Consider the following 18,863-nt stretch of genomic DNA (forward strand, 5'->3'; position numbering starts at 1 on the left):
CCAAGAATTTCATGCTTTTTCGGCGGGTGAAGCAGTCGGGTCTCGAAATTTGTCCAGCAAGTGTTTATATGGGCCTTCCAACAAGGAGCAGAAATGGCCCGCATAGACCAGACCGACGATTGGCGGGACCGCCATGCGCCGACACTTTCCGCCTTCGAGTCGCTTGCGATCGAGGCATATGGCCACCTGCCGGAAGAATTTCGCGCACTGACGAAAGATCTCATCATCGAGATCGCCGATTTTCCGACCGATGACGTGTTCGAAGACATGGCGCTCGAAACACCCTTCGATCTTCTCGGACTGTTCGAAGGACGCGGCATCTCCGAACGTTTCACCATGGAAACGGGCGAGATGGTGAACCGCATCACGCTTTATCGCCGTCCCATTCTCGACTACTGGGCCGAGAACGAGGAAACGCTGGGGGATATCATCACCCATGTCCTCATCCACGAAATCGGCCACCATTTCGGCCTGTCGGACGACGACATGGAGCGGATCGAAGAAAGCGCCGACGAGGCCGCCGCCGATCGCTGATCGGGGCGGCTACCGCCGCTCACTGCTCGCCGAGCTTCATATCCGGATGGTATTCCTTGCCCTCGACCACCTTGGTCACAGCCTGGCCGCAATGCATGACGCCGCTTGCGGCGTTGAAGGCATAGCTTGGCGAACCCGCGAGTTCCCATCCCTTGTTCAGCGCATCGGTGACCCGGTGACAGAATTTCGCGTCGTCGGGACCGGTTATGAAACGATAGACCTTCACGTCTTATTTGCCTCTCTTTGTGCGATGATATCGGCCATGGCGACCAGCCTTTCGGCCTGCCCCACATGCAGCCGTTCGATCATTCGCCCGTTCATGTTGATGACGTTCAATTCCACAGATTCGGGTTTTGCGAAAGCGGCAATGATCTCGCGGGCTTCCGCAACAGCGGCGTCGTCTGGGGCAAAGCGCCGATTGGCCGGCTCGATCTGTGCCGGGTGGATCAGCATCTTGCCATCGAACCCCATGGTGCGACCCTGCTCACATTCGGCTTCGAAAGCGGCGATATCGCGGAAATCGTTCGAGACGCTGTCGATGACATCCAGACCATAGGCACGGGCGGCAAGCACCACCTGCATCATCCAGGGCACGAGATAAGTGCGTCCAGGAAGGGCCGGCACCCGCGTTGCCTTACGCAGATCGTTGAGCCCGATGACAAAAGCCGAAAGCCGCGCATCCGGCGTATGGGCCGCGTCAGCAATTGAGGCGGCATTCAGGACACCAAGCGGCGTTTCGATCATCGCCCAGATTTTCAGGTGCTCCGGCACATCCGCCTCGGCCAGAAGATCAGCCACCTCGTGAATATCGGCCGGCTGCTCCACCTTCGGCAAAAGAATTGCATCCGGCCGGCAGGAAAGCACAAGCTGCAAATCCGCCTTCCCATCCGCCGTGGAGAGCGGGTTGATGCGGATAATGATCTCGCCCGCTGCAAAAGGCGCTTCCGAAAACAGCTTTTGCAGATTGTCCCGCGCCTCGTCCTTCATCCCGGCTGCGACCGAATCCTCCAGATCGAGGATCACTCCGTCACAATCGAGATCGCGGATTTTTTCCAGTGCCCGGACATTGATGGCCGGCACGGAGAGCAACGAACGACGTGGTCTCACAAGAATATTTTCGGAAAAGTTGACCATGCCGCACTTGTGTCAAGCTTTTGTGACATCTGCAAGCTGACAATCCACTGAATCCTCTTGCAAGCCGGAAGAAGAAGGCCCACATTCGTCTGGATAGAAAGGTTTGGATCATGCAAGGCATACGTTCGTTTTTCATCGCCGCATCCGGCATTGCAATTCTGGCGATAGTCGCCCTGTTCACCGCGTCGCTTACGGTCGCTTTCATCGGCGTGCTCGCGGTTCTCAGTGCTGCCCGCCTGCTTTCCGCGCGTCTGAAGCCGGCCCCCATTCCGGTCAAGCCCCGTAACCAGCGCGATATGCGCGTCTGGAACGACGGCAAGGGCACGATTATCGATCTCTGAGATCGTCTCGAATCGGCAAAAATGCCAGAGCGCTGCGCGCGGCGTACCGAAGAACGCGGGTTTGCGCTTCTAAAGTGATGAGTTTTGCAGTATTTCCCAGCAGAACACGTCCGGTGAGCTTTAACCAGCCCCGGATTTTGTTGAAGGGAAACACGGGAAGCGACAGATGGAAAAATTCACCAAGCTGACGGGCGTTGCCGCGCCCATGCCGGTGGTCAATATCGACACCGATATGATCATTCCGAAAGACTATCTGAAGACCATCAAGCGCACCGGCCTCGGCAAGGGCCTCTTCGCCGAGTCGCGTTATCTCGAGGATGGTTCGCCCAATCCGGATTTCGTACTGAACAAGCCCGCTTATCAGAACGCCCAGATTCTTGTCGCGGGTGACAATTTCGGTTGCGGCTCTTCGCGCGAACATGCGCCATGGGCGCTTCTCGATTTCGGCATCCGCTGCGTGATCTCCACCAGCTTCGCCGATATCTTCTACAATAACTGTTTCAAGAACGGCATCTTGCCGATCGTCGTCAGCCCCGAGAACCTCGAAAAGCTGCTGGACGATGCGTCACGCGGATCGAACGCCGTTCTCTCCGTCGATCTGGAAAGTCAAGAAATCAGCGGCCCCGATGGCGGCACGATCACCTTCGAGATCGATGAATTCAAGCGTCACTGCATGCTGAACGGTCTGGACGATATCGGCCTGACGCTCGAACGTTCGGGCGCTATCGACACGTTCGAAAAGGCAAACGCCTCGGTCCGCCCCTGGGCCTGACCACATTTCTGCTCTTCAAAAAAGCCGATCCCGTACCAAACCGTACCGGATCGGCTTTTGCTTTGCTTGAAAAGCCCTTGAGGCGGAGATAAGAGACCTCCCATCCCGTCCGGCTGCGACACGATTTGCCATGTGCAGGACGGAATGAGTTTGACGCCGCGCTCGCCGCAATCGAAAACCCTTCAGGATGTTTTTCGGCGCGCCGCCCAAGGAGGGTTTCTCATGACAGTCCGCTCGCTTTTCCTGCTGCCCGGTGACGGTATCGGCCCCGAAGCCATGGCCGAAGTCCGCAAGCTGATCGATTATATGAACAGCGCGCACAATGCCGGTTTCACCGTCTCGGAAGGTCTGGTCGGCGGCTCTGCCTATGACGCCCATGGCGTGGCGATTTCCGATGCGGATATGGAAAAGGCGCTAGCTGCCGATGCGATCCTGTTCGGCGCCGTCGGCGGCCCGAAATGGGATGGCGTGCCCTACGAGCACCGCCCGGAAGCGGGTCTGCTTCGCCTGCGCAAGGATCTCGAGCTTTTCGCCAACCTGCGCCCCGCCATCTGCTACCCGGCACTTGCCGCCGCTTCCTCGCTGAAGCCGGAACTGGTCGAAGGTCTCGATATCCTCATCGTCCGCGAGCTGACGGGTGGCGTTTATTTCGGTGAACCGAAGCAGATCATCGATCTCGGCAACGGCCAGAAGCGCGGCATCGACACGCAGATCTACGACACTTTCGAAATCGAGCGCATCGCCAGCGTCGCTTTCGAACTGGCCCGCACCCGCGACAACCGCGTCTGCTCGATGGAAAAGCGCAACGTGATGAAATCCGGCGTTCTGTGGAACCAGGTGGTCACCGAAACCCACGCCGCCAAGTTCAAGGATGTTCAGCTGGAACATATGCTGGCGGATGCCGGCGGCATGCAGCTGGTGCGCAAGCCCAAGCAGTTCGACGTGATCGTCACCGACAACCTCTTCGGCGACATGCTCTCCGACGTCGCCGCCATGCTCACCGGCTCGCTCGGTATGCTGCCCTCCGCTTCGCTTGGCGCGCCTGACGCCAAGACCGGCAAGCGCAAGGCCATGTACGAGCCGGTACACGGTTCGGCCCCTGACATCGCCGGCAAGGGCATCGCCAACCCCATCGCCATGATCGCGTCCTTTGCCATGTGCCTGCGTTACTCGTTCAACATGGTGGATGAGGCAACAAAGCTCGAAGCGGCCATCGCAAACGTGCTCGACAAGGGCATCCGCACCGCCGACATCATGGCCGAGGGCAGCCGCCAGGTCGGCACCTCCGAAATGGGTAATGCGGTTCTCGCCGAATTCAAGGCGCTTTCGGCGTAACGCTCGACGAAACCGGCTGGGCAGGCGGCGCGTTCGTCTGCCCATCCTCCTTCGGCAGAAGATGCTCATATCTTTTATCAGTCAGCGTCTTCAGAAAGGCGACGATGGCGTCCACACGCTTGTCGTCCAACGCCGGCGCGGATGTCAGTTCCGCCATGGCGATATTTTCAGGCACTTCCGGCGCATTCCACGTCTTGCCCGTTTCCGGATTGATCTGGCGGCTCGGCTTCTTGCTTTTATATTTCACGTAAAACAGCACCACCGTGCGCAAATCCTTGAACACGCCATTGTGCATGTAAGGGCCGGTGACGGCGACATTGCGCAACGTCGGCACCTTGAACTTGCCGCGCTGGGCGGCATCGCCGGCAACTTCAGGATTTTGCGCCAGCCCCAGATCGATCGCGCCCGGTTTGGAGCCGTTCACGGCCCGAACCGATATATTGGCGGGAACGCCGATATTGAAATATTTGTGGTTGGTGAAGAGGCCGTCTTCCAGGCCCTTGGCACCGCGGATTTCGTGGCAGGTATTGCAATTGGTGAATTGCGTCGAGGAGATCAGAACCCGACCCAGCTCTTCCTGATCGGTCAGTTTCTCCTCGCCGCGCAGGAAGCGGTCATATTTAGAATCGAAGGTGGAGAACTCATCCGAGCGCTCAAAGCTCGCCAGCGCCTTCGTCATCGCGGCATAGGCGGTATCGTCGCTCGCAAAAACATCCTTGCCGAACTGCGTGCCGAAAGCCGCGACATAATCCGGGTTTTCCCTGAGCCGTTTGACGACCGAGGCCTTGTCCGGCATGCCCATTTCCAGGGGATTGAGGGGCGGACCGCCCGCCTGATCTTCAAGCAGGGAGGCGCGGCCATCCCAGAATTGCCCGCCGATATACTCTCCCGCCGCATTCCTGCCGAAAGGCGGCGTGAAGCGGGCATAAGCTGCAGTCGGCGCGTTGCGGTCGCCCAGTGAAATGCCATCATCGCCGAGCGATACATCCCGCCCCACCTTATCACTCTCTCGCGCATCGGAAAAACCGGCGGCCTGCATGTGGCAGGTGGAACAGGCCATGGTGCGGTTCATCGAAAGACTGGGATCGTCGAACAGCGCCGCACCGAGCTTTTCCAGCGTCGCATAGTCTTCACCGCCGTGGGCAGCCATACCATCGACACCGGTGCCCAAGGGGGCCAGCAGAATGGATGCGGCAAGAGCAGCGGAGACAAAAAATCCGGGTTTCATCATCGGTAGGCACGCTCGATATAAATGCGCGAGAGCAGGTTCGGACCGGGACATATGAAGCGGCTTTCGGTCCCACCGCGCTTCACCGAACATGGATCACGGGAGATAACTCCGCTCTTCCATGCCCTAAAAAGAAATCTATAGCACTTTCCCGTGATCCAGGCCTACAAACTTTCGCAGCTTGGTCCACTTTGCCGCACGTCCGCGGACCAAACCCGGAAACAATCAACCGCCTCTGGCGATGGCGTGGAAAAAGGTGCCCGAAACAAAACCTCTCCTGCCACCCGATGGCCCGAGCGGACGACCCTGCCCGTCAGCAATCTGGGCGAAGGGCTCATCGCAGCCGGCATCGGTAACCCGCGCATAGTGGAATTCATGGCCGCGCAGAACATCACCCGCCGCGCCGAGCGGTCCGCTTGCCGCGATCGTCGCCTGCCGGTAGCCGAGATTCATCTTGCGCGTCGCAAAGCTGGTGGCATGGGACAGAAGCCCGGTCATGACATGGGTCACGCCATCCGCATCTTCCAGCGCCTCTCCGAGCACCATGTAACCGCCGCACTCGCCATGAACGGGCTTTGTCGCGGCAAAGCGGGCAATACCCGCCTTGAAACCAGCCACATCGGCAAGCTTTCCGGCGAAAAGCTCGGGATACCCGCCCGGCAGCCAGCAAATATCGCAGCTCCCGTCGGGCGCCTCATCCGCGAGCGGGGAGAACGGCACGATCTCGGCCCCGGCCGCCTGCCAATGCTTCCTGAGATGCGGATAAAGGAAAGTGAACGCCGCATCCTCCGCCAGCGCAATGCGCTGGCCGGGCGGTGCAATCGCCGCATCCTCCGAGCCGGAAGGCACATTCACCGGCGCGGCGAGTGAAAGCAGGGCATCGAGATCGATGGATTTTTCCATCGCATCCGCCAGCCGTTCGATATGCGCGTCGATTTCCGGATGTTCGCTGGCCTGCACCAGTCCCAGATGCCGTTCGGGCAGGATGAGCGACGGATCACGCAGCACGCAGCCGACAACGGGAAGGCCTATTTTTTCGATGGCTTCCGTGCACAGCGTCCGGTGTCTTTCGCTGCCCGCCCGGTTCAGCACAACGGCCGCCATGGTAACGGCCGGATCGTAGTGGGCAAAACCATGGGCGACGGCAGCAGCCGTCTGCGACTGGCCGGACACATCCAGCACCAGCAGCACCGGAATTCCGAACAGCCGCGCCAGATCCGCCGCCGAACCTGTGCGATTTTCCGCAACCGGAATACCGTCGAACAGGCCCATGGCGCTTTCGATCAGAACGAGTTCCGAATCCCCAGTCTGCTGCGAAAACAGGTGCCGCAGCAATTCCGGCCGCATGGCCCAGCTATCCAGATTAAGACCGGCTGTGCCGGTAGCGAAGGCATGGAAACCGGGATCGATGTAGTCAGGCCCCGTCTTGATGCCGCGCACATTGATACCGCGTCGGGCAAAGGCCCGGAGCAGGCCGATGGTCACACTGGTCTTGCCGGAACCCGAACGTGGCGCACCGATGATGATCGCCCGCACCGTCATGAGCCGGAAACTCCAAGACGCGCCCGCATCGAAACAATCTCGCCGATAACGATCAAAGCCGGCGCTTCGAAATTTTCCCGCTTTGCATCGTGAGCTATGCTTTCCAGCGAGCCGATGAAAATCCGCTCCTGCGCCGTCGTTGCCGACATGATGACGGCGACCGGCGTTTCGCCGGAACGGCCGCCCTGCATCAAAAGGCTGGCAATCGTGCCGATATTCTTGAGCCCCATATAAACGACGATGGGTTCGCGTGTTTTCGCCAGCGCCAGCCAGTCCAGATCCTCTTCGGTGCCCGCAGCGTGGCCCGTGGCCAGCGTTACGGCGCGGCTGATGCCGCGCATGGTGGCGGGGATGCGAGCGGAAGCAAGCGCGGTGAACGACGAGGTCATGCCCGGCAATATGCGAAACGGAATGCCGGCATGGACAAGCGCCTCCGCCTCTTCGCCGCCACGCCCGAAAATAAAGGGATCACCGCCCTTCAGCCGCAGCACCTTTTTGCCTTGGCCGGCGAAATCGATCAGTGAAGCGGTAATATCGTCCTGTGTCGCAGAGGGCTTGCCACCCCTTTTGCCCGCAAAAACAATCTGCGCCTGCGGACCAAGCGCTATGACTTCGTCGCTCACCAGCGCATCACGCACGATAATATCGGCCTGAGACAGCGCGAGCACCACTTCCAGCGTCAGATAACGCACATCGCCCGGCCCTGCGCCCGCGAGCCAGACGTGACCGGCCTCGAAGACCGGACCTTTTGCGGCAATGCTGTTCAAAATCTGCGCTATCGACATTCTTCTTGGCTGCTTTTTAACGATGACGGAAAAAGCCGTCCCGGCTATAGAAATTCATATGGATACGGATGGAAAGACCCTTCGCCGCGGCTGGACCACGGGCACCTGCGCGGCAGCCGCCACGAAGGCGGCCTGCGCCGCCCTTCTGACCGGCGAGTTTCCTTACCCTGTCGAGGTCGAACTTCCAAGCGGCGCGAGACCGGCATTTTCCCTTGCCACCGAGGAAAAGGGCGAAAACTTCGCCCGCGCCGGCGTCGTCAAGGATGCCGGAGACGATCCGGACGTTACCCACGGTGCGCTGATCGAAAGCACGGTCAGACGAGGTCAACCGGGAAGCGGCATCACCTTCAAGGCCGGAAAGGGCGTCGGCACCATCACCCGGCCGGGCCTGCCCCTGCCGCCGGGAGAACCCGCCATCAACCCCGTGCCGCGCAAGATGATCGAAACAGCCATTCGCGAGGTGGCCGAAGAAAACGCCGATTTCGAGGTCGAGATTTCCGTTCGTGACGGCGAGAAACTGGCGGAGAAAACCCTGAACGGCAGGCTCGGCATCGTCGGCGGCATTTCCATCCTCGGCACTACCGGCATCGTCATTCCATTTTCCTGCTCGGCGTGGATTCACTCCATCTGGCGCGGCATCGATGTGGCGCGTGCGACCGGCTGCACCCATGTGCTGGGCGCCACCGGCAACACCTCCGAAAAGGCCGGGCAGGCGCTTTACGCTCTGCCGGAAACCGCGCTGATCGACATGGGCGATTTCATTGGCGGCATGCTGAAATATCTGCGCAGCCACCCCGTCGAGCGGGTGACGATTGCCGGCGGCGTCGCGAAGATGACCAAGCTTGCCCAGGGCATGCTCGATGTACACTCCAAGAAGGGGCTCGCCGATCTCGATGCGCTGGCGGCACTGGCGATGGAAGCCGGAGGAGATGAAAATCTCGCCATTGCCATCCGTCAGGCCAACATGGTCGCGCACGCCTTTGAGCTGGCCGAACACGCGGGGATAGACCTCGGCGCGATCGTGGCGGAAAAAGCCTGGGTAACCGCAGCGGCGGCGCTGAAGACGCCGGCCATTGCGCTCGATATTCTGGTGTTCGATCGTCAGGGCGCGCTCAAGGGCCGCACCGCCTCCACGCCGTCGCATCAGCCTTTCGCATCTTCCTTCGGAGACCGGAACCGCCGCACATAGTCGGTGCTATAAAGCGCGCTTTCACGAAAATCCGTCGAGGCAAGCCCACGCCCGACAAAGATCAGGGCCGTCCGTTCCACCGGTTCGGCGGCGAGCTTGTCCTCAATGTCGAACAGCGTGCCGCGAATGACCCGCTCATCCGGCCAGGACGCGCGAACGACAATGGCGACCGGGCAATCCGAACCGTAAAGCGGCGTCAGCTCTTCCACCACCTTGCCGATGGCATGAATAGCGAGATGGACGGCGAGCGTTGCGCCTGTCGCACCGAAAGCCTTCAGCGTCTCACCGTCAGGCATCTTCGATGCGCGACCGGAAATGCGGGTCAGCACAAGGCTCTGCGCCACTTCCGGCACCGTCAGTTCCCGCTGCAAAGTGGCGGCCGCGGCGGCAAAGGAGGGTACGCCCGGCGTGACGGTATAATCGAGGCCCAGCCGCTCCAGCCGGCGAATCTGTTCGCCCATGGCGCTCCAGACGGAAAGGTCGCCGGAATGCAGCCGCGCCACATCCTTGCCGGCCTTTGCTGCGGCCACAAATTCCGCCTCGATCTCGTCCAGCGAAAGCGCAGCCGTATCGACAATGCGGGCGCCCGGCGGGCAATATTCGATAAGCGCCTTCGGAACCAGCGAGCCGGCATAAAGGCACACCGGGCAGGCGGCGATAAGATCGCGCCCGCGCACCGTAATGAGATCGGCGGCGCCCGGACCGGCGCCGATGAAATGAACCGTCATTATTGTTCTCCATATTCGATGGCGCAGCCGCTATCATGTGGGGCATCGTCAGTGGTTGCCATGGCCACCGTCACATCGCCAACTACAAGACGCGGCGCGACCAGCCTTGCATTCTCGCCGGCGGCGGCAAGCGCCGCCGCTTCGCTCACACTTGGCAAGCCGGTATGATCAAGGCTTGCCTGTGAAAATGTCATTGTTTTCGAAGCAACCGCCTCGAGCCGTTCCTGCGATACGATTTCAAGCGACAGCGACAGGCTTTTCGCCGCCTCAGCAAGACCGGCTTCACCGGCTTTGAGCGGCGCAGTTGCCAGGCATTCCGCCATCACGCCAAAAGCATGCTCCGCAGCGCGCACGGCGGCAATAACAGCATCTGAACCCGCACCTCTGCGGCAGCCTATGCCAACCACTGTCACCATGGCTTGGTCCAGCTCCATTGTGTCACCGGCATCGCCGGACGCCAGCCCGACATGGAGCCAACGGCCGTCACCCGCGACACATCCAGACGGATCATCGAGCCGCCGAACCGCGCATGGGCGGCAAGCAGCACCGCCTCCATTTCCAGCGTCACCGCATTGGCGACCAGCCGCCCGCCGGGTTTCAGGGCCTCCATAGCGCCCTCTAGCGCGCCCGCTTCACTGCCGCCGCCGCCGATAAAAATCGCATCCGGCTGAGGCAAGCCTTCAAAGGCCGCAGGGGCTGCGCCGATCATCACCTCAAGCGCCGGCACACCGAAAGCTTCGGCATTGCGGGCGATACGCTCCGCCCTTTCCGGGTGTTGTTCTATGGCGATGGCGCGGAGCGAGTGGTGCGACAGCATCCATTCGATGCCGATCGAACCCGAACCGGCACCGATATCCCACAGCAACTCGCCCCGCCGTGGGGCAAGAGAGGAAAGTGTCACGGCGCGGATTTCACGTTTGGTGATCTGCCCATCATGTTCGAACAGGCCATCATCAAGCCCACCTGTGAAAGGCAGAACGCGAGCGCCCTCGGCCGCGACGACGTCAATCCCCACCACATTCAGCGGGTTGATGTCTTCAAACGAGAAATCGGCCGCCCTGCACTTCCGCCGCCTCTCCCGCTCTCCGCCCAAGGCTTCAAGCAAGACGAATTCCGACTGGCCGAAACCCAAATCGGACAACAATTCCGCGATCAAGGCCGGGGCGTGGGCGTCCGAGGTAAGCGCGATAATCCGCGCCCCGGCATGGAGATACGGCCGCAGGAGGTCGATGGAACGCCCGTGCAGCGAAACGCAGTCGACCGATTGCAGCGCCCAGCCAAGCCGTGCGGCGGCCAGCGAGAAAGCGGAGGGCGAGGGATAGCAGACTGTCTCACCCGCATCGATACGCCGCAAAAGCGTGACGCCGACGCCATAAAAGAACGGATCGCCGGAAGCGAGCACACAAACCCGCTTGCCGCGCAGCACCACGACATCGCCCATATCCGTGTCGAACGGCACCGGCCAGCGCCGTGCTTCACCTCGAATGACCGCGGCCGCCAACTCCAGATGGCGTTTGCCGCCGAAAACCACCTCGGCCGCCTCTATCGCCTCAATCGCGTTCCGGCCCAGCCCCTCCAGCCCGTCCTCACCAATACCGACGATGGAAAGCCAGGGCTTTTCTTTCTTTTCTGTAGAAGCATCGCCCGTTCCGGAATATTCAGACGTCATGACACGCTCCATACTCATCCTTGGCGGCACGGCGGATGCCCGCATTCTGGCCGGCAGGCTGGCCGAAGAACCCGGCTATCGAATTCTGCTCTCCATGGCCGGCCGCACGCTCTCGCCGGTCGAACAGCCGGTGCCGATGCGCAGCGGCGGTTTTGGCGGCGCTGTCGGTCTCGCGGATTTCATTCGCGCAGAGAATTTCGATATTCTTGTGGACGCCACCCATCCCTATGCGGCAAAGATTTCCGCCAATGCCGTTGGGGCCGCAGGGCTTGCCAAAGTTCCGCTGATCGTCCTTTCGCGTCCTGCCTGGAAGCGTCAGCCGGGTGACAGGTGGCATGATGTCGATAGCGTCGAACAGGCTGTCACCGCGCTCGGCGACGAAAGCAAACATGTATTTCTGGCGCTCGGCCGACAGGAGCTTCTTCCTTTCGAAACCGCGCCCCAGCACAACTATCTCATCCGCAGCGTCGACCCGGTGGAGCCGCCGCTGAAACTGCCGCATGCGCGCTATATTACCGCGCGCGGCCCCTTTGCGCTGGACGACGAAATCCGCATGCTGGAAGAAAACCGCATCGAGACGGTGATCTCGAAAAACTCCGGTGGCAGCGCGAGCTATGGCAAGATCGAAGCCGCAAGACGACTCGGCCTGCCGGTCATCATGATCGACCGGCCGCAACTGCGGAACGACGCGTCCCTGGATGGCGCGACCGTGATGGATATTGCAGCTGCGCTCACCGCCATCCACCATCAGCTTTCTCTTCTCGAAAAACGTGGCGAATAAACCAGCGATTCTTTGCCGGAACGCTCGATCAGACGGGTTTCAACCGAACCGACGATGATGCAGGTGGCCATATCCGCCATATCGCTCGAGGCTTCTGAAAGAGGCACGACCCGGATACGCTCATCCGCCCGGCCTGCCGCACGACCGAAAATCACCGGCACCGAACCGGGCAAATGCGCCCGCAATAGATCAAAAGCGGTACCTAGCTGGTGCGGCCGCGACTTGCTGACGGGATTGTAGAACGCCATCACAAAGCCTGCTTCCGCCGCCGCGATCAGCCGTTTTTCAATAATGCCCCAGGGTTTCAGATTATCCGACAGCGAAATGGCGCAGAAATCATGGCCAAGCGGCGCGCCGGCTCTCGCAGCGACCGCCAGCATGGCAGTCACACCCGGCACGACGGAGAAATCGATATCGCGCCATTCGGCGGGGCCGCTTTCGACCGCCTCGCAAACCGCCGCCGCCATGGCGAAAACGCCGGGATCGCCGCCAGAAACCACACAGACCTTGCCGCCGGAAGCCGCAAGCCGCAGAGCCTGTTCGGCGCGGGAGATTTCCTCACGATTGTCCGAAGCATGGCGGCGTTGATCGGGTCTCAGCGATAGACGGTCGAGATAAGGAATATAGCCGAAGAAATCCTCCGAAGCCTCGACGGCGGCAAGCGCCTCCGGCGTCACCTGCGCCGCGCTGCCAGGGCCGAGGCCGACGACGACGAGCGTGCCGGTCATGGCTTTTCACCTACAGAGGGTCTGGTTTTCCAGCCCGGCACCAGAACCAGCGAAAAATAGGGGGCAGGCGATGCATCGCGTTCGATGAGCCGCACCGCATGGCTGTTGGCCATGGTGCCGCGCTCGACATAAAGCGCGTCTTCAAGTTTACCGGCCTTTTCCAGCGCCCGGCGAATCTTCGGCAGGTTGCGCCCCACCTTCATGATCACCGCGCCATCCGTGCCGGACAGACGTTCCGTCAGAACATCTTCGCCGAGCGTGCCGGGAAGCACGCTCAAAATATCGTCGCCCTGCACCAGCGGCAGACCGGCCATGGACCAGCAACCGGACATGGCCGTGATGCCAGCAACGACCTCCGCCTGGTAAGATGGCGCAAGCCGCAGATGAAGGTGCATATAAGAACCGTAAAACAGCGGATCGCCTTCCGACAGCACGGCGACATTGCGCCCGGCTTCGAGATGCACAGCGATGTCCTTCGCCGATTGATCGAAAAAGGCGGCAATGGCATCACGGTAATCGTTGCCGTTTTTGTCGCTCTCGACTGTCACCGGGTAGACCAACGGCATTTCCAGCGTACCGGGGCGAATGAAGGCTTCGACAATACCGCGACCATTGCCGCTGCCGCCTTTCTTGCAGAAGAAGGCAAGCACATCGGCATTTTCAATGGCGCGGACAGCCTTCAGCGTCAGAAGCTCGGGATCGCCGGGGCCGGTGCCGACGCCCACGAGTTTACCCTTCGGATGTTCGAAAAGAGCCGCGCTCACAGGCCAGCCCTCGCAACGGCGTTGATGGCGGCAGCCGTCATGGCCGAACCACCCATGCGTCCCTTGACGATGGCATAGGGAATGCCAAGCGAACTTGCCTCCAGCGCGTCTTTCGATTCCGCCGCACCGACAAAGCCAACCGGCATGCCGATGATGGCGGCCGGGCGCGCGGCACCTTTTTCCAGCATCTCAAGCAAATAGAACAGTGCAGTCGGCGCATTGCCAATGGCAACCAGAGCGCCATCCAGCTTCTCTGCCCACAGATCGAGTGCGGCGGCGGAGCGGGTGTTGCCAATCTTTTTCGCCAGCTCCGGCGTGCGGGGATCGCGAAGGGTGCAGACCACATCATTATCAGCCGGAAGGCGCGCGCGCGTCACGCCATGAGCAACCATTTCCGCATCGCAGAGAACAGGCTTGCCGGCTCGTAGAGCACCACGTGCCGCGGCAACAAAATCCGGCGAAAAGCGGAAATGGCTGACTGCCTCCACCTGCCCGCAGGCATGGATCATGCGAATGGCGATATCCGCCTGCTCTTCGGTAAAGGCGGACAAATCCGCTTCCTCACGAATGATGGCGAAGGAGCGCTCATAGATCGCATTGCCGTCGCGAATATAGTCATAGTCGGTCATCGGTCATCCTGTCGAAGCGCCGCACCGATCGCCTGTTTGCCCAGCCGGGCAAACAGGGTGGCGGCGTTTTCCCCGGGCTTATGTTCTTTTTCGTAAAGACGGGCAAGCCGCGAAAGCGCCGTCCTCTGATGCTGGAAAGGTAAAATGCCATCCGGCACGTCACCGGCGCGTCCCGAAATCGAAAAGGCCAGACCATTGGCGGCGCCGGAAAAAGTGAGAAGCGACGGCGCGGGGTGCGCGCAACCTTTGCCGCAGCCGGAAATATGCAGCGTGAAGGAGCCATCCAGCAACGAGGCGCATTCCTCAGACGCAAAGGCAGCCAATTCATGGGTAGGAAGAAAAGCCGAAGCACAGCCCGGCGCGCCGGGACAGGCGGCAATGGAAGAGCGCGCATCACCTGCCGTCGTGATGAAACCGGCCGCCCTTGCAATCTCAAGCAATGCGCCGCAGGCAGATGACGATCCAAAGAATAGCAGGCTATGGTTTGGTGCTGGCCGCAGGGCCGTGATGCCGAGCATACCGGCCCGTTCGCAGAGATGCGACAAATCGCAGGCCTGGATTTGCCCGAAAGCAGGCGCGACGGCAATTGCGAAGCGATCCTTTCCCGTCGTCATCAGCCCGAGAGGCGCAGAAGCCGCCCTGGCGTCATCAACAATCACCCGATCCAGCAGGCGATCACCGCAGATTTCTTTTATCGTCGAATGGTCCAGATCGCGGCCACGGGCAAGCGGCCCTTCACCGGCCAGATAGGCGAGCAGCGACAGGACGACACCCGCCGCTATGTCCGTCTCGACCAATCCGGCATTCAGAGCCCTGCTTTCCGGTCCACCCACGAGCAATCGCCAGACGGTCCGCCCATCAAGCGACACAGCTTTCAGGCGAATATCGGCCAGCAAATCTCCCATGGAGAGGCGCCCACCGCCATCGATGACGACAGACATTTTAGCGGCAAGCTTTTCATGGAGAACAAGCCTATCGGCCTCTTTTCGAATCTCCTCGGCGAGAGGGCCATCATCGGCAATCTCCGCGTCATCCCGACCGGCCAGAGGCGATGTCTCGACCGCGAGCCCCGCACGCAACGGCAAATCCAGCGCCAGCACATTTTTTTCCAGAGCACAGGCGCTTTCCGGTGTCAGGCCGCGAAATTGCAGGCTGCCGCGGGCGGTAATGTCGATCAATCCGTTGCCATGCCGCCCGGCAAGATGGCAAAGCACCACCATGTCGCGCGGGTCGATATCCGCCTCGAAAGCGATCCGCGACAAAAAACCGTCGCCGGTGCGCATGGGGGCGGACAGGGCCGGGCAGAGGCCACGGCGGCCGAATGGCTGAACGGGATCGGCAACGGCCATCATCACGCCTCCACCCTTTGGGGGCGTGGAAGGACCAGCATTTCAAGTTCCGCATCCACCGCGTTGCGGCGGCTGTGCCACAGCCCGCGACGGCGGGCTGATAAAAAGCGTTCGGCCATCACCTGCGCCGCTTTCGGATTTTCCCGCAGGATGAAATCGCGCACATCCTCATTGCCGAAATAGGCATCGTAAAGCGCCTCGATCAACGAGGAGGACACCGCATGGGTGGTTTCGGCAAAGCCGATCAACCGATCCACCGTCTCGAGGAATTCCGCCGCCCCGCGCGGACCGTGCCGCATCTGGCCGGCAATGAAGCGGGGATTGACGGCGCGCGCGCGCACCACCCGCGTCAACGCCTGCGCCATCGACCTTGCACGCGGGCGCGCCGGATCTGTCGTATCCAGCGCAACAATATCGGCAACGTCGCCAAGCACAGCCTTCGCGGCGGAAAAACCGCCGATGAAGGCGACATCCGAAGAACCGTCCAGAAGGTCGCGGCCCGGATCGTCCCCGGTGTGAACCAGAAGATCGGCGCGCCTGACCAACTCCACAAAACCGGTATCTTCGAAAATCTCCAGCCCGTCCGCACCGCCGAAAGCGTGGCTTGCCGCATCGAGATAGGCCTGCCCCAGCTCTTCGCGTTCGTCCCATTTCCCGCTGGCAAGCTTTTCTTCGATGCCGGCACCATAGGTGCCGGGCGCCGAGCCGAAAATACGCGCCGGAATATGCCCGAGCGTGGCGGCCTCTTCCGCAAGCGGATTGTCGCCCGGCGCCTCCTCCCGCCGCGCGACGGCCTTGGCGGCGGCGTCGAGAAGCGCGATCAGTGCCGGGAACATGTCGCGGAACAGACCGGAAATGCGAAAGGTGACGTCGACACGCGGCCGCCCCAGGCTCGCCGGCGGCAGCACCTCGATACCGGTGACCCGGCCGGTGGCGGGGTCGTGGATCGGTCTCGCCCCCATCAGATGCAGCGCTTGCGCCACATCCTCACCGCCATTGCGCAGGCTGGCGCTGCCCCAGAGATCGAAAACGAGATGTTTCGGCCAGTCGCCATGGGACTGCAGATGATGGCGCAGCACTTCTTCGCCCGCCATGCGGCCCAGCTCGAACGCCGTCGGCGTCGGCATGGTGCGCGGATCGGCGGCATAGAGATTGCGGCCCGTGGGCAGCACATCGAGCCGCCCGCGCGCAGGTGCGCCGGAGGGGCCGGGGACGATATGCCGGCCATCGAGCGCGGCAAGCAGGGCAGCTTTTTCCGATTTGGCGCTTTCACGCCTCAGAAGGTCGGTCTCACCCTCGGCACTGCGGCCAAAAACATGCTGGCCATCCTTGATGGCGAAATCCTTGAGGTCGCAGAGAAAAGCGTCGATGCGTGAGAGGGCCGCATCGGCATCATCCTTCGCAGCCACGCCCGCTTCCGCCGCAAGCCCGGTCTCCAACGCCTTTTCGACGATCAGTTTCGCCAGCCGGTCACGCCGGCGGCGATCCAGCCCATCCGCCTGCGCATATTCATCGACCAGCTGCTCCAGCGCCGACTGTTCCGGCGAAAGCCCGGCATTGACCAGCACGGGCGGGACATGGCCGATGGTCAAGGCCGCGATCCGTCGCTTGGCGACCGCCGCCTCGCCCGGATTGGAAACGATGAAAGGGTAGACCACCGGCAGCGAGCCGGTGACGATTTCGGGAAAACAATTGCGGGAAAGCGCCACCGTTTTGCCGGGCAGCCATTCCAGCGTGCCGTGCGCGCCAACATGCACGATGGCATGCGCACCCGCAATCCGCTGCATCCATGCACCGAAGGCAACAAGCGCGTGGCGCGGCGGCAGGGCAGGGTCGTGGTAGTCCACCCGACGATCTTCATTGCGGCCCCTGTCCGGCGCAAGCGCCACGAATACTTCACCGAAACGGGCGGCGCGGAACCGGAATGCACCATCGACGAGTGCATCGTCATCGGTTGCCACACCCCATGTCGCGTTTACGGACCCGGCAGATGCCGGCGGCAAGGCGGAGAAAAAAGCCTCGTAGGTGGAAAGATCAATTGCCGCTTCCTGTTGCTCAATGCAGTCGAGCAGCGCCCGCGCGGTCTCAGGAATATCCTTGACCGTATAACCGGCCCCGGCGAGATCCTGCATCATTTCGAGAACGCTTTGCGGCACATCGAGACCGACGGCATAACCGGTTCGTCCGGGCGCCGCACCGGGATAATCCGGCATCAGAATGACGATGCGGCGATCCCGTGGAAGGGCATTCCTCAGCCGCAGGAAAGAGGCAATGCGATTTGCCACCTGCTCGACCCGATCAGCCTCGGGTACATTGAGCAAACTCGCGCTGCCATCCACGCGCGCCTGTTTGAACGAGATTGCACCGGCGAGAATCCGGCCATCCAGTTCCGGCAGGACGACATGCATGGCGAGATCGGAGGGATTGAGACCGCGCGCATTTTCCGCCCATCCGTCCCGCCGCGTCGTCGCCATCACCACCTGAAACACCGGCACGCCGAGACGGTCGAACAACGTTGCACCGTCGTCATCCGTCTGGCTGGCGAAGGCGGTGGCGGCAATGATGGCGGCAGGCTTCAGATCGGGCAGCACCGTTTCGAGGAAACAGATCGCCTCGCCATCCTTCAGACCGCTGACAAAAATCGGCAAGGGTGCAAAACCGCGCTGCGAGAGCGCCTCGAAAAGCGCACCCACCGGTGCTGCATCTGCCGCCAGAAGCATGGAACGATAAAACAGAATGGGCAGAACGGGCGCACCGTCAGGAAAACCAGCGCAGGCTTGCGCCCTATCCACAACGCCCCTGCCGGGCCGGTAAAAACCGGCTTTCGGCAGCGGCTCGGCTTCAATATCCGGCCAAGCCTCGCCCCTTGCAAGAGCGGCGAAACCAAAGGCAAGCCGGTCCATATTCTCCTGCCCGCCCTCACGGAAGAAGGAGAGGACCGAGGCCAAAATCCGCCGATCGACGGTCGAGGCCGCTTCGAGTTTCTCGTCCCTTTCGCTGCACTCACCCGGCAAAAGCAGAAGCTTGATGCCGCGCCTGCGTGCAAGAATGGAAAGCTGATCGACACCGTAACGCCAGCGTTCCGCACCGCCGAGAATCCGGATAAGAATAACCCTGGCATGTTCCGCCGTCTTTTCGATCCAGAGATCGACCGACATGGGATGTCGAAGCTCGGAGAGGTTGGCGGCTGACAGGGAGGGGAGCACACCCGCTGTTCGCCGCCAGGCCTGTTCCAAACCGGCCAGATCGCTTGCCGAAAAAGACAGCATCACCACATCCGACCAGGGCTGGTTGAGATCAACCGGCTCGATCAGGTCGTCCAGAGACGAGGATGTGGTAGCGAGGATGTGCATCG

19 protein-coding genes are annotated in these 18,863 nt (G+C 61.3%); 6 read left to right on the forward strand and 13 right to left on the reverse strand.

Going from position 1 to position 18,863, the window contains the following annotated elements:
• Positions 1-93: 93 nt before the first annotated feature.
• Positions 94-534, forward strand: coding sequence for a metallopeptidase family protein (locus CFBP4996_RS12750; RefSeq protein WP_003520258.1), 441 nt, complete (start codon positions 94-96; stop codon positions 532-534).
• Between the two features lie 19 nt (positions 535-553).
• On the opposite strand, the gene CFBP4996_RS12755 is transcribed toward CFBP4996_RS12750, so the two are convergent.
• Positions 554-760, reverse strand: a complete 207-nt coding sequence (locus CFBP4996_RS12755; RefSeq protein ID WP_045020366.1) for a DUF1737 domain-containing protein — start codon at positions 758-760, stop codon at positions 554-556.
• Positions 757-1,668, reverse strand: a complete 912-nt coding sequence (locus tag CFBP4996_RS12760) for an HpcH/HpaI aldolase/citrate lyase family protein (RefSeq protein ID WP_162935959.1) — start codon at positions 1,666-1,668, stop codon at positions 757-759. The genes CFBP4996_RS12755 and CFBP4996_RS12760 overlap by 4 nt, the downstream gene beginning before the upstream one ends.
• A gap of 110 nt (positions 1,669-1,778) precedes the next feature.
• Between CFBP4996_RS12760 and CFBP4996_RS12765 the strand changes: the two genes are divergently transcribed.
• The 3 genes from CFBP4996_RS12765 to leuB all read left to right on the forward strand — a co-directional run bounded on the left by CFBP4996_RS12765 (position 1,779) and on the right by leuB (position 4,116).
• Positions 1,779-2,009, forward strand: a complete 231-nt coding sequence (locus tag CFBP4996_RS12765) for a hypothetical protein (RefSeq protein WP_020809819.1) — start codon at positions 1,779-1,781, stop codon at positions 2,007-2,009.
• A 166-nt stretch (positions 2,010-2,175) separates the two neighbouring features.
• On the forward strand, positions 2,176-2,781 hold the full coding sequence (gene leuD / locus CFBP4996_RS12770) for a 3-isopropylmalate dehydratase small subunit (RefSeq protein WP_080852960.1): 606 nt from the start codon (positions 2,176-2,178) through the stop codon (positions 2,779-2,781).
• A 222-nt stretch (positions 2,782-3,003) separates the two neighbouring features.
• Positions 3,004-4,116: a 3-isopropylmalate dehydrogenase gene (gene leuB, locus CFBP4996_RS12775; RefSeq protein WP_080853291.1), complete on the forward strand. Its 1,113-nt coding sequence runs from the start codon at positions 3,004-3,006 to the stop codon at positions 4,114-4,116.
• Here the strand turns inward: leuB and CFBP4996_RS12780 are convergent.
• From CFBP4996_RS12780 to cobA, 3 genes are all read right to left on the reverse strand, one after another.
• On the reverse strand, positions 4,097-5,347 hold the full coding sequence (locus CFBP4996_RS12780) for a cytochrome-c peroxidase (RefSeq protein WP_121490286.1): 1,251 nt from the start codon (positions 5,345-5,347) through the stop codon (positions 4,097-4,099). The genes leuB and CFBP4996_RS12780 overlap by 20 nt on opposite strands.
• 222 nt (positions 5,348-5,569) lie before the next feature.
• Positions 5,570-6,886, reverse strand: coding sequence for a cobyrinic acid a,c-diamide synthase CobB (locus CFBP4996_RS12785; RefSeq protein WP_080852959.1), 1,317 nt, complete (start codon positions 6,884-6,886; stop codon positions 5,570-5,572).
• A complete protein-coding gene (gene cobA / locus CFBP4996_RS12790) occupies positions 6,883-7,671 on the reverse strand; it encodes a uroporphyrinogen-III C-methyltransferase (RefSeq protein WP_080852958.1) in 789 nt (262 codons plus the stop codon). Before cobA ends, CFBP4996_RS12785 begins: the two co-directional genes overlap by 4 nt.
• A 58-nt stretch (positions 7,672-7,729) precedes the next feature.
• Between cobA and CFBP4996_RS12795 the strand changes: the two genes are divergently transcribed.
• Positions 7,730-8,860: a cobalt-precorrin-5B (C(1))-methyltransferase gene (locus tag CFBP4996_RS12795; protein WP_162935958.1), complete on the forward strand. Its 1,131-nt coding sequence runs from the start codon at positions 7,730-7,732 to the stop codon at positions 8,858-8,860.
• Here CFBP4996_RS12795 and cobM read toward each other — a convergent pair.
• The 3 genes from cobM to cbiE are packed head-to-tail and all read right to left on the reverse strand — an operon-like array spanning position 8,815 to position 11,257.
• On the reverse strand, positions 8,815-9,588 hold the full coding sequence (cobM, locus tag CFBP4996_RS12800) for a precorrin-4 C(11)-methyltransferase (protein WP_080852957.1): 774 nt from the start codon (positions 9,586-9,588) through the stop codon (positions 8,815-8,817). The genes CFBP4996_RS12795 and cobM overlap by 46 nt on opposite strands.
• A complete protein-coding gene (locus CFBP4996_RS12805; RefSeq protein WP_162935957.1) occupies positions 9,588-10,004 on the reverse strand; it encodes a cobalamin biosynthesis protein in 417 nt (138 codons plus the stop codon). Before CFBP4996_RS12805 ends, cobM begins: the two co-directional genes overlap by 1 nt.
• Positions 9,998-11,257 (reverse strand): precorrin-6y C5,15-methyltransferase (decarboxylating) subunit CbiE, encoded by a 1,260-nt coding sequence (cbiE, locus tag CFBP4996_RS12810; protein WP_080852955.1) that lies wholly within the window; start codon positions 11,255-11,257, stop codon positions 9,998-10,000. Before cbiE ends, CFBP4996_RS12805 begins: the two co-directional genes overlap by 7 nt.
• Between cbiE and CFBP4996_RS12815 the strand changes: the two genes are divergently transcribed.
• Complete coding sequence (locus CFBP4996_RS12815) at positions 11,256-12,038, forward strand: cobalt-precorrin-6A reductase (protein ID WP_080852954.1); 783 nt, start codon at positions 11,256-11,258, stop codon at positions 12,036-12,038. The genes cbiE and CFBP4996_RS12815 overlap by 2 nt on opposite strands.
• Here CFBP4996_RS12815 and CFBP4996_RS12820 read toward each other — a convergent pair.
• The 5 genes from CFBP4996_RS12820 to cobN are packed head-to-tail and all read right to left on the reverse strand — an operon-like array spanning position 12,005 to position 18,861.
• Positions 12,005-12,766, reverse strand: a complete 762-nt coding sequence (locus tag CFBP4996_RS12820; protein WP_080852953.1) for a precorrin-3B C(17)-methyltransferase — start codon at positions 12,764-12,766, stop codon at positions 12,005-12,007. The genes CFBP4996_RS12815 and CFBP4996_RS12820 overlap by 34 nt on opposite strands.
• Positions 12,763-13,530 carry a precorrin-2 C(20)-methyltransferase gene (locus tag CFBP4996_RS12825; RefSeq protein WP_080852952.1) on the reverse strand — a complete coding sequence of 256 codons (768 nt, stop codon included), beginning with the start codon at positions 13,528-13,530 and terminating at the stop codon, positions 12,763-12,765. Before CFBP4996_RS12825 ends, CFBP4996_RS12820 begins: the two co-directional genes overlap by 4 nt.
• Positions 13,527-14,159, reverse strand: a complete 633-nt coding sequence (locus CFBP4996_RS12830) for a precorrin-8X methylmutase (protein ID WP_080852951.1) — start codon at positions 14,157-14,159, stop codon at positions 13,527-13,529. Before CFBP4996_RS12830 ends, CFBP4996_RS12825 begins: the two co-directional genes overlap by 4 nt.
• Entirely contained in the window at positions 14,156-15,511 is a 1,356-nt protein-coding gene (gene cobG, locus CFBP4996_RS12835; protein WP_080852950.1) for a precorrin-3B synthase, read from the reverse strand. Before cobG ends, CFBP4996_RS12830 begins: the two co-directional genes overlap by 4 nt.
• Positions 15,511-18,861, reverse strand: a complete 3,351-nt coding sequence (gene cobN / locus CFBP4996_RS12840; protein WP_080852949.1) for a cobaltochelatase subunit CobN — start codon at positions 18,859-18,861, stop codon at positions 15,511-15,513. Before cobN ends, cobG begins: the two co-directional genes overlap by 1 nt.
• Between the last annotated feature and the right edge of the window lie 2 nt (positions 18,862-18,863).

Source organism: Agrobacterium leguminum (genome assembly GCF_005144435.2).
Lineage (GTDB): Bacteria > Pseudomonadota > Alphaproteobacteria > Rhizobiales > Rhizobiaceae > Agrobacterium > Agrobacterium leguminum.